The organism is Chamaesiphon sp. GL140_3_metabinner_50, from assembly GCF_025361915.1.
Taxonomy (GTDB): domain Bacteria; phylum Cyanobacteriota; class Cyanobacteriia; order Cyanobacteriales; family Chamaesiphonaceae; genus Chamaesiphon.
The window spans coordinates 1-9,070 of the sequence record NZ_JANYJC010000268.1 but is presented as its reverse complement, the minus strand read 5'-3'; the positions used below and the strand labels follow the sequence as shown (position 1 = coordinate 9,070).

General features: G+C 47.1%; 8 protein-coding genes. 4 read left to right on the top strand and 4 right to left on the bottom strand.

The genetic code is table 11. From position 1 onward, the window contains the following. Positions 1-61: 61 nt before the first annotated feature. Complete coding sequence (def, locus tag Q0R35_RS13405) at positions 62-589, top strand: peptide deformylase (RefSeq protein WP_295619006.1); 528 nt, start codon at positions 62-64, stop codon at positions 587-589. Between the two features lie 7 nt (positions 590-596). On the opposite strand, the gene Q0R35_RS13400 is transcribed toward def, so the two are convergent. The 4 genes from Q0R35_RS13400 to Q0R35_RS13385 form a co-directional block, all read right to left on the bottom strand. Continuing rightward, positions 597-911: a hypothetical protein gene (locus Q0R35_RS13400; protein ID WP_295619003.1), complete on the bottom strand. Its 315-nt coding sequence runs from the start codon at positions 909-911 to the stop codon at positions 597-599. 180 nt (positions 912-1,091) lie between these two features. Further along, a complete protein-coding gene (locus Q0R35_RS13395) occupies positions 1,092-1,667 on the bottom strand; it encodes a TIGR04376 family protein (protein WP_295619001.1) in 576 nt (191 codons plus the stop codon). Between the two features lie 244 nt (positions 1,668-1,911). After that, on the bottom strand, positions 1,912-2,805 hold the full coding sequence (locus tag Q0R35_RS13390; RefSeq protein WP_295618998.1) for a hypothetical protein: 894 nt from the start codon (positions 2,803-2,805) through the stop codon (positions 1,912-1,914). A 69-nt stretch (positions 2,806-2,874) separates the two neighbouring features. Then, positions 2,875-4,404, bottom strand: coding sequence for a YifB family Mg chelatase-like AAA ATPase (locus Q0R35_RS13385; RefSeq protein ID WP_295618995.1), 1,530 nt, complete (start codon positions 4,402-4,404; stop codon positions 2,875-2,877). A gap of 418 nt (positions 4,405-4,822) precedes the next feature. Here Q0R35_RS13385 and Q0R35_RS13380 point away from each other — a divergent pair, with 418 nt between their 5' ends. From Q0R35_RS13380 to Q0R35_RS13370, 3 genes are all read left to right on the top strand, one after another. Continuing rightward, positions 4,823-6,091 carry a dicarboxylate/amino acid:cation symporter gene (locus Q0R35_RS13380; protein WP_295618992.1) on the top strand — a complete coding sequence of 423 codons (1,269 nt, stop codon included), beginning with the start codon at positions 4,823-4,825 and terminating at the stop codon, positions 6,089-6,091. 364 nt (positions 6,092-6,455) lie between these two features. Continuing rightward, entirely contained in the window at positions 6,456-7,976 is a 1,521-nt protein-coding gene (locus Q0R35_RS13375; RefSeq protein WP_295618988.1) for a type I restriction-modification system subunit M, read from the top strand. After that, on the top strand, positions 7,973-9,070 hold a 1,098-nt coding region (locus tag Q0R35_RS13370), incomplete at its 3' end, for a restriction endonuclease subunit S (RefSeq protein ID WP_295618985.1). The genes Q0R35_RS13375 and Q0R35_RS13370, both read left to right, overlap by 4 nt.

The following is a 9,070-nucleotide window of genomic DNA, read 5'->3' as shown; positions in this document are numbered from 1 at the left end:
GTCCCCTCGTCTTACCGTCCCCTCGTCCGCATCTCCGTACTCCCAACTCCCATCTCAAAGAATGAGTAAAATGCTCAAGATTCTAGAAATCGGCAACCCGGTTTTACGGCAAAAATCGACGGCAATTGCCAATATTACCGATCCAGAACTCGATGGTACGATCGCAGATCTGATGGCTACTTGTGATGCGGCAAATGGTGTCGGTATTGCGGCTCCGCAAGTGGCTTCATCCGTGCGGTTATTTATCGTTGCTTCGCGTCCGAGTCCGCGCTATCCTCACGCACCGACAATGGCACCCACAGCGATGATTAATCCCCAAATCGTCGATCGATCTGGGGAGCTGGTTTCGGGTTGGGAAGGCTGTTTGAGCGTACCGGGTTTGCGCGGTTCTGTGTTGCGAGATCGAGCGATCGAAGTCAAGTACCTCACCCGACATGGTGAATTGGTGCATCAAGAACTAACTGATTTTGTCGCCCGAATTTTTCAACACGAACTCGATCATTTAGATGGAATTTTATTTCCCGATCGAGTATCTAATTCTACAGATTTAATTACCGAAGCCGAATACATGAAAATCGTTTTCGATTAGTAAACAATTATCTCGCACCAGTACTAAAAAATCTAAACGTTACTAAAAAGCACCCAAAATTTAGCGTAGCGATCGCCATTGCGCCTAGTAGCAAACCTTTACTGAACCCTTTGACTCGGCGTTTAATCGACCACCACAACAGCGGTAAAACATAAATTAATTGAATCGCGCCGATCGTAAACACTACCGACATAAATATCGGTGAGAATGTATTTAGTAATAACGCAATAAAAATAATTAGGATATCGATCCCAAAAACGGTAACAGTTCCAACGATCGCATCGCCGATATGAGACTTTTTCAGAATTGGGATTTTAGCCATCACAGTATTTTTAAATAGGATCTCCTGATGTCTATTGACACTTTCTACATCTCAGCAGAAGGTAATGACATAGACATAAGCGATCGCACACAGGCGACCGGGTACTTGTTGCAAAGGCTCATGAATAGTAATCTTAACAGACTACACTACCACTATTTAAAGATTCATTTAATAATCAGCTTATTTACCTAAATTGCGTTTGAGGTTTTCTAGCTCTTCATCGGCTTCCCACCGCCGAAATTGAGCATCTAGTGGATCGGCAAAATCGCGGCTACTTGTATAATTACTTGCCGACCCCCAACTACTCGTACTACTTTCTGTTGCAGCACGAGCGCGGGTCGCTTGTGCCGCAGCAGCTTTAGCTTTGACTTCAACTCGGCGAGTTTTAATAGTTTTTAATAGCTCCTGAGCCTGGGTTTCCCGCTCTTTTAAGCCTTTCATTTTGCCCCAAAGTTGGTTCCCTTGGGGCAAGAGGGCATTAACCCGCTCTTGGGCTGCTGTAGCCAGATCCGATCGTCCGGCAGCAGTGGCTTTTTGGACGCGATCGTACCAATTTTTGATTTCTTGAGCCGTATTCAGAATTTCTTGCTCGGCTTGTTTTTCTTGCGCGTTTAAGTCAACAATTAGCTGCATGGTATCAGTTTCTTGTTGGGCTAATTGTTCGCCAATTACCTGTAATTCTAAGTGCGGATTTTTAATCAAAAAGTCATCGATTTGACTTTCCAAGAACCGCTTCATATCTTCGATTAGACCCATTTTTTCTAAGTAAGGAGTAAGGAGTAAGAAGTATATCAATAGCCAAGATTGTTAGGACGTTTTCTAATTAGTCCGCGTAGGCGGACTTTGCACCACGAGCGGCGATTTCAATCGCTGGAGTGTCCTAACCGCCAAGGCGGTTATATGGAAAATCCCCTCCAGGGAGGGGTGCCCGTAGGGCTACTGGTCGGGTCACCCGCCCAGTGGGGTGGGTAGATCTTCGCTAAAACCTAAAGCCTAAAGCCTAAAACTTTTGCCCAACATCGATCGAGCGAATTTCGCCGCCTTTTCTTTTGATGGTGATTTCACCTTTGGATACAGCGAGTAAAGACCAGTCGCTGGTGCCGATTTTTTGACCGAGATCGACTGTTTTATTTTGACGATCGATCTGAAAAATAGCTCCCGGACGCTTGCCATCGGGTAAGGTTTTGACTAGGGAAATTGGGGTTTTGAGAATCCGAGGGGTTGCTTTAGCCGCAACGATGGCGGTTTTTACAGGGATCTGGGTGGCTGGGACGATCGGATTGGCGGTAAAGGGGACGGCTTGCGGAGTTGGGGCAGTAGCCACCGGATTAGTAACTGGTGCAGTTGGTGTAGCTGCTACTGGCGCACGCTCGGCTGTTTCTATTTTAGCGATCGATTGACGCAGGTAGTCGGCAAATTTGGCATCGGCGGGAGCAACCCGTGGCGATTGGAAGGGGAGCCAGCTCGTATCGATATTTTGGGGCAGCGCGATTTTTTGTTCGCGCACTAGCCAGGTACCGATGCCAGCCGCCGCAACTGAGGTAATGCCAATCCCGATGAAAGCTTTAAGCCACATTGGCATCGAGCGTTTTGGTTTGGGTGTGGCGGTTGGGGGTGCATCGATGCCTGTAGATCCTGCCGCTGGGGCGAATTGCGCTTGGGGTGGCACAGAATAGCGATCGTCTGTAGATGCGGGAGCGGGCGAATAAGTGTTCTGTTGAGCCGAACGTGCTGCGGCGGCGGAATTATTAGTACTCAGATCGTCGCTGAGTAATTCATCGATATCGGCAAATAGTCGATCCATCGATCGATCGGCGTGAGCGTTGACTTTGGCGAGGATGTCGCGATTTTGGGGCGATTCGGATTGGGGGATTGCCGGGTTGCTATCGCTCATTTTTTAGGAAGGGGGATTAGGGATTAGGGATTAGTTTACCGCAATCTATTTCTTCTCGTTGGGTTGAAATTACTGCATCCGATCGATCGTCCGGTATTGAATTGCTTCAGCGATATGTGCGGGTTCGATATTATCGGCATCTGCTAAATCGGCGATCGTTCTGGCGACTTTAATAATTCGATCGCTGGCTCTAGCCGACAATCCTAATTTCCGAATGGCAGTTTCTAATAATTGCCGACAGCTATCGTCGAGCGGACACCAGGTTCGCAATTCTTTACTTTGCATTTGGGCATTACAGACAATGCTCGGTACCGCTGCAAATCTTTGAGTGGCTTTATCGCGGGCGGCTTGGACGCGGGGGCGAACTGTTGCCGAATTTTCACCTGTAGGTCGATCGGTAATCTCTGTTGGTTTGAGCCGATTTACCGCCACCTGGAGGTCGATTCGATCCATTAGGGGGCCAGAAAGCTTTGCCCAATATTGCTCGCGCTGACGGGGATTACAGGTACAAGCTTGAATTGTATCTCCATAATAACCGCAGGGGCACGGGTTGGTACTAGCGACGAGGGTAAATTGGGCGGGGAAGGAGACAGACTGGCGGGTACGAGAGATAGTTACGTGTCCATCTTCTAGTGGTTGACGGAGAAATTCCAGCACATCGCGCTTAAATTCGGTCAGCTCGTCGAGAAATAATACGCCGCGATGGGCGAGGGAAATTCCGCCAGGACGCGGAAAACTGCCGCCACCGACTAGCGCGGGGCCAGATGCCGAATGATGTGGGCTACGATAAGGCCTGTCGCAGACTAAAGATCCGCGTTCTTTAAGTAAGCCAGCAACGGAATGAATTTGGGTCACTTCTAGTGCTTCGGCAAAGCTCAACGGGGGGAGGATACCGGGCAACCGCCGCGCTAGCATCGTTTTCCCGCTCCCTGGGGGGCCGACAAAAATTAGATTGTGCCCGCCCGCTGCGGCGATTTCTAGGGCGCGACGGGCGTGGGCTTGACCTTTGACATCGTGCAGATCGGCACAGTCTAGCTGCGGTTGGACTAATTTACCTGTAATATCTACCTTAACTGGCTCGAACCCTTCGGGATGGTTCAGAAAAGCGACAACTTCAGCCAGATCGTTTAAACCATACACCTGTAAACCTTGGACGACAGCCGCCTCATAAGCATTCGCCGCTGGCACTACCAATCCAGTAATGCCCATCTTCTGCGCTGCTGCGGCGATCGATAGTACTCCCGTAACCGCCCGTAAACTGCCATCTAAGGACAGTTCGCCTAAAAATAGGTAATCCCCTAATAACTCTCCATTCACCTGCCCTGATGCGGCGAGAATGCCCACACAGATGGGTAAATCGAAGCTCGGCCCTTCCTTGCGTAAATCTGCGGGCGTAAGGTTAATCACAATCCGGCGGACTGGATAGGCGGAGCCAGCATTTTTAATAGCGGTTTTGACACGCTCTTTGCTCTCTTGCACCGCTGCATCGGGCAACCCGACGACGGTAATTGCTGGCAAGCCATTAGCGACATCGACTTCTACGCCTACTTTAACCGCCTCGATGCCGATAATTGTCGCACTCCAAATTCTGGCTAACACAGCGAATTTTCCCGTTACTCTCTAAATCATTGTGCTTAGTAAACCATGAGACTACAGCAGATAACAACGATCGAATGTCGCGAATTTAGGCGTTAGGCGTTAGGCTTTAGGCTTTAGGTTTTGGGTTTTAAGTAGATCGGCATAACTAAATACAAAATCCTCCGGAGGGTGGGCACTGCTGCTGGGCGGGTGACCCGCCCAATCCACCACATAGGTTTCAGGCGATTTACATCTAAATTTGTGTCCAGCTACTTAGATGTTTGGTGTGAGTGCCATTGTAAAGTTTTGTGCTAAGTTTTGATTAGTGCTTGTTTGTGCAAAGACCTGAGAGACTTCACAAACTTCAGCCAATAGTAACAAGACTTTTCTCTAACCCCCCAACACCTAATACCTAATACCTAACACCTAACACCTAATTATGAATTTGTCTTCACTAATCCTTACTGCGCTTGCCGTTGGCATGATGTTTGGGACGATCTTAAATACGACATTTCCAATGGCGATCGTACCGTTGGATCGCTATTTATTGGCACCGATTGGGGCGGGATTTTTGCGGATCATTCAGTTTGTAGTGGTACCGCTGATTTTTTCATCGTTGATTCTGGGTGTCAATCGGATTCAGGGTACGGGGCAAGTGGGTAGATATGTATTGAAGTTGATGACTTGCTATGTAGTCACCAGTTTTATCTCGCTCTGTATTGGGATGGGAGTGGCAGTATTTTTACAACCTGGTGCAGGAATAACCGGATTTGAGATTCCCCCCGCTAGTGAGGCTACCGCAGTTCCCGATTCGATCGATTGGTTGGTGAGTTTAATTCCCACTAATCCATTAGGCGCGCTCAGTAGTGGAAATTTACTCCAAATTATTTTCTCGGCGGCGTTATTCGGTACCGGAATTCAAATGGCGCAGGCTCAAGCCAAGCCATTTGTAGAGCTATTAGAAAGTATCTATGTTATTAGCGAAAAGGTGCTAGCGGTGATTTTATATGCGGCACCTGTGGGGGTCTTCGCATTGATTAGTTCGACGATCGCTACGCAAGGATTAGGATTGATCGTGCGGCTATCTTGGTACGTGCTGGGTTTATTAATTGCGACGTTAATTATGGCGAGTTTTTATCTGATTGTATTGACCTTAATTAAAGCCGAACCTGGTAAATTCTTCCGCAGTCTGATTCCATCTTTCTTCCTGGGATTCGGTACAGCTAGCTCTAATGCCGTGCTGCCGATGGTATTGAAAAACATGCAAGAAGACTATGGCTTGCGATCGGAAATTGCCAGTTTTGCATTACCATTAGGGACGGCACTAAAACGCGATGGTGCAACAATTCTCCAGGGGTTTAATGCGATTTTTATCGCCCAGATCTATCAAATTCCCCTGACACCATCGCTATTATTTTCGATCGGACTCAGTAGCTTTTTGGTTTCCTTTAGTACCCCCGGCGTACCGGGTTCGGCTTTAGTAACAATGGCGACGGTACTATCGGCTGCGGGATTACCATTAGAAGGAATTGCCATCGTCGCGGGTATCGATCGGTTGACAGATGGGTTTAAAACGGTGCTAAATGTAGTGGGAAATAGTAGTAATGCCATTCTCTTGAGCATGTGGGAACCCGCTCCCATCGCACCACCAATTGCGACACCTCAATTGGCGGTTGCACCAGTGCGCGAGTCGGAAGCAAGACATTAGACTTTCATTCAGGCAATAGGGAATAGGTGGGGATCGGAAATTTTAGCTACCGCCGCATCCCACATCTAGGCGAATCAGGATTGTGAGGATGTTCAAGATTTTCAGGATTGGGGTGTTGGCGGGTGTCAGAAATAATTAACATAGCACTTGCCATATCGGTTAGGACACAAACCCGATTATTCCAGTAATCTAAATCCTCTTAATCTCAACCATCGCCGCATCCCATAAACAACCTAATCCTCTTAATCTCAACCATCGCCGCATCTCAAAAACAACCTAATCCTGTTAATCCTAAAATCCTCTAAATCCTGATTCTCATGATGGGATTGTGGGAGAATGCTAGAAATGCCAGCGTGGATTCTTCATGGACAAAGATACGACCCCCATTCCTTCAGTTAATCAAGACGAGATAAATAACATCCTTTGGCGGGCTTGTGATACCTTTCGGGGTACGATCGATGCTAGCGAGTACAAAAACTATCTCCTAGTAATGCTCTTCGTGAAGTACGTTAGCGACTCGTGGACGGAACATTACGCGCAATTACAGGAACAGTATGGGGATGATAGGGAGCGGATTCTGCGGCGGTTGGAGCGAGAGCGGTTTGTATTGCCGCCTGATTGTCGGTTTGATGATGTGTATACCAAGCGGAATGATACCAACCTCGGCGAGGTAATTAATAAGGCATTGGAGCAGATTGAGGAAGCGAATAAACTCAAGCTGGCGGGAGTATTTCGGAATATCGATTTTAATAGTGAGGCAAATTTAGGGCAAACGCGGGAGCGGAATACCCGCCTGAAGATGCTGCTGGAAGATTTTGCCAATCCGAAACTAGATTTGCGCCCTTCCCGCATCGGCAATCTCGATATTATCGGCAATGCTTACGAGTACCTGATTGCCAAATTCGCCGCTGGAGCGGGGAAGAAAGCGGGGGAATTTTACACGCCTGGAGAAGTGTCGGAACTAATGGCGGAACTCGTCGCACCCCAACCAGGCGAACGCATCTGCGATCCTACCTGCGGCTCCGGTTCCCTGTTGATCAAATGCGCCAACTATATCCGCCGTCAGGGAAGCGATAACTATAGCCTGTTTGGGCAAGAGAATACGGGCGGCACTTGGGCACTCGCCAAGATGAATATGTTTCTCCACGGCGTAGATAGTGCGCGGGTAGAGTGGGGCGATACGATTCGCAATCCCAAGCTGTTGGAAAATGATAAGCTGATGCGGTTTGAAGTAGTAGTCGCCAATCCACCCTTCAGTCTCGATAAATGGGGCGCAGATGATGTGGCAGCCGACAGATTCAAACGCTTCAATCGGGGCATTCCACCCAAGGGAAAAGGCGATTTTGCGTTTATATCCCACATCGTCGAAACCATGAGCCTAGAGCGCGGCAGAGTAGCGGTAGTCGTGCCCCACGGCGTATTATTTCGGGGCAGCAGTGAGGGCAAGATTCGCCAACAATTAATCGCCGAAAATCTCCTCGATGCGGTAATTGGTTTACCGAGCAATCTGTTCTTCGGCACGGGCATTCCAGCGGCAGTATTGATATTCAAACGGAATAAACCCGACAACAAGGTGCTATTTATCGATGGCAGTCGGGATTATGCCGATGTGAAAACTCAAAACAATCTCAGAGCAGCAGATATCGCCAAGATTGTCGCGGCATACCAGCAGCGGGAAACCGTGGAGAAGTACGCTTATGTGGCGGGGTTTGATGAGATTCAGGAGAATGATTTTAATCTGAATATTCCTCGGTATGTAGATACGTTTGAGGAGGAAGCGGAGATCGACATTGGGGCAGTGCAGGTGGAGATCGATGGTTTGGAGGAGGAGTTATCTAAGGCGAAGTTTCGGATGGCTGGGTATCTTGAGGAGTTGGGCTTATGATTCCTGATGGGTGGAAACGAAAAAGTCTTGGGGAGATTGCAGATATTAGTTCTGGCAGTACTCCATTAAGACAAAAAGACGAATATTGGAATGAAGGAACTATCCCTTGGGTTACAACTGGAGAAATTGACTATCAAATCATTGAATCAGCAAAAGAGAAAATTACCGAACTGGCATTAAAAGAATGCTCCTTGAAAATATACGATCGAGGAACGATTCTCATGGCAATGTATGGACAAGGAATCACAAGAGGTCGTATAGCATTACTAGGAATAAATGCAACAACTAACCAAGCCTGTTGTGCAATTAGTGTGGATTCAATTGCAGACACAAAGTTTATTTATTTCCAGCTTGAGCATTTATATCAAGAAATACGAAAATTAGGACATGGCGGAAATCAGCAAAATCTTAATGGTCAAATAATTAAGCAAATTCCCATTATGTTTCCGCCGCTTTCAGAGCAGTGTAAGATTGCGGAGATACTTGGGGTTTGGGATGAGCCGATCGATCTGCTGGAGAAGTTGATTGGGAGGGTTCGATCGCGCAAGCAGGGGCTGATGCAGCAGTTATTGACTGGTAAGAAACGTTTTAAGGAATTTGAGGGTAGCGAGTGGAATAAGTACAAACAAAGTCAAATTGCTCATTTTTACAATGGACGAGCTTACAAACTATCTGAATGGGAAGAATATGGTACTCCTGTAATCAGATTGCAAAACCTTACAGGTACAGGAAAGAATTTTTACTACTCTAATCTTGAACTTCCCGAATATCAATATGTGAATTCAGGTGATTTACTCTATATGTGGTCAGCTACTTTTGGACCGCATATTTGGCAAGGAGAAAAAGCAATCTATCATTATCATATTTGGAAGGTAGTATGTGATGATAATTTATTAAGCAAGAACTTTTTCTACTTTTTACTAGATTTCGAGACTCAGCAAAAGATGAGTAAATCTAACGGAATGGGAATTCTGCACATAACTAAATTCACAATGGAATCCACACAAGTAATATTACCATCACTTCCAGAACAGGAAAAGATTGCTGCTGTGCTGTCTGCTGCCGATGAAGAGATATCAACCCTAGAAAAACAA

What these genes read in the sequence shown, in the direction of transcription:
- def (WP_295619006.1), top strand. Translation starts at nt 62, where the DNA reads ATGAGTAAAATGCTCAAGATTCTAGAAATCGGCAACCCGGTTTTACGG.
- Q0R35_RS13400 (WP_295619003.1), bottom strand. Translation starts at nt 911, where the DNA reads ATGGCTAAAATCCCAATTCTGAAAAAGTCTCATATCGGCGATGCGATC.
- Q0R35_RS13395 (WP_295619001.1), bottom strand. Translation starts at nt 1,667, where the DNA reads ATGGGTCTAATCGAAGATATGAAGCGGTTCTTGGAAAGTCAAATCGAT.
- Q0R35_RS13390 (WP_295618998.1), bottom strand. Translation starts at nt 2,805, where the DNA reads ATGAGCGATAGCAACCCGGCAATCCCCCAATCCGAATCGCCCCAAAAT.
- Q0R35_RS13380 (WP_295618992.1), top strand. Translation starts at nt 4,823, where the DNA reads ATGAATTTGTCTTCACTAATCCTTACTGCGCTTGCCGTTGGCATGATG.
- Q0R35_RS13375 (WP_295618988.1), top strand. Translation starts at nt 6,456, where the DNA reads ATGGACAAAGATACGACCCCCATTCCTTCAGTTAATCAAGACGAGATA.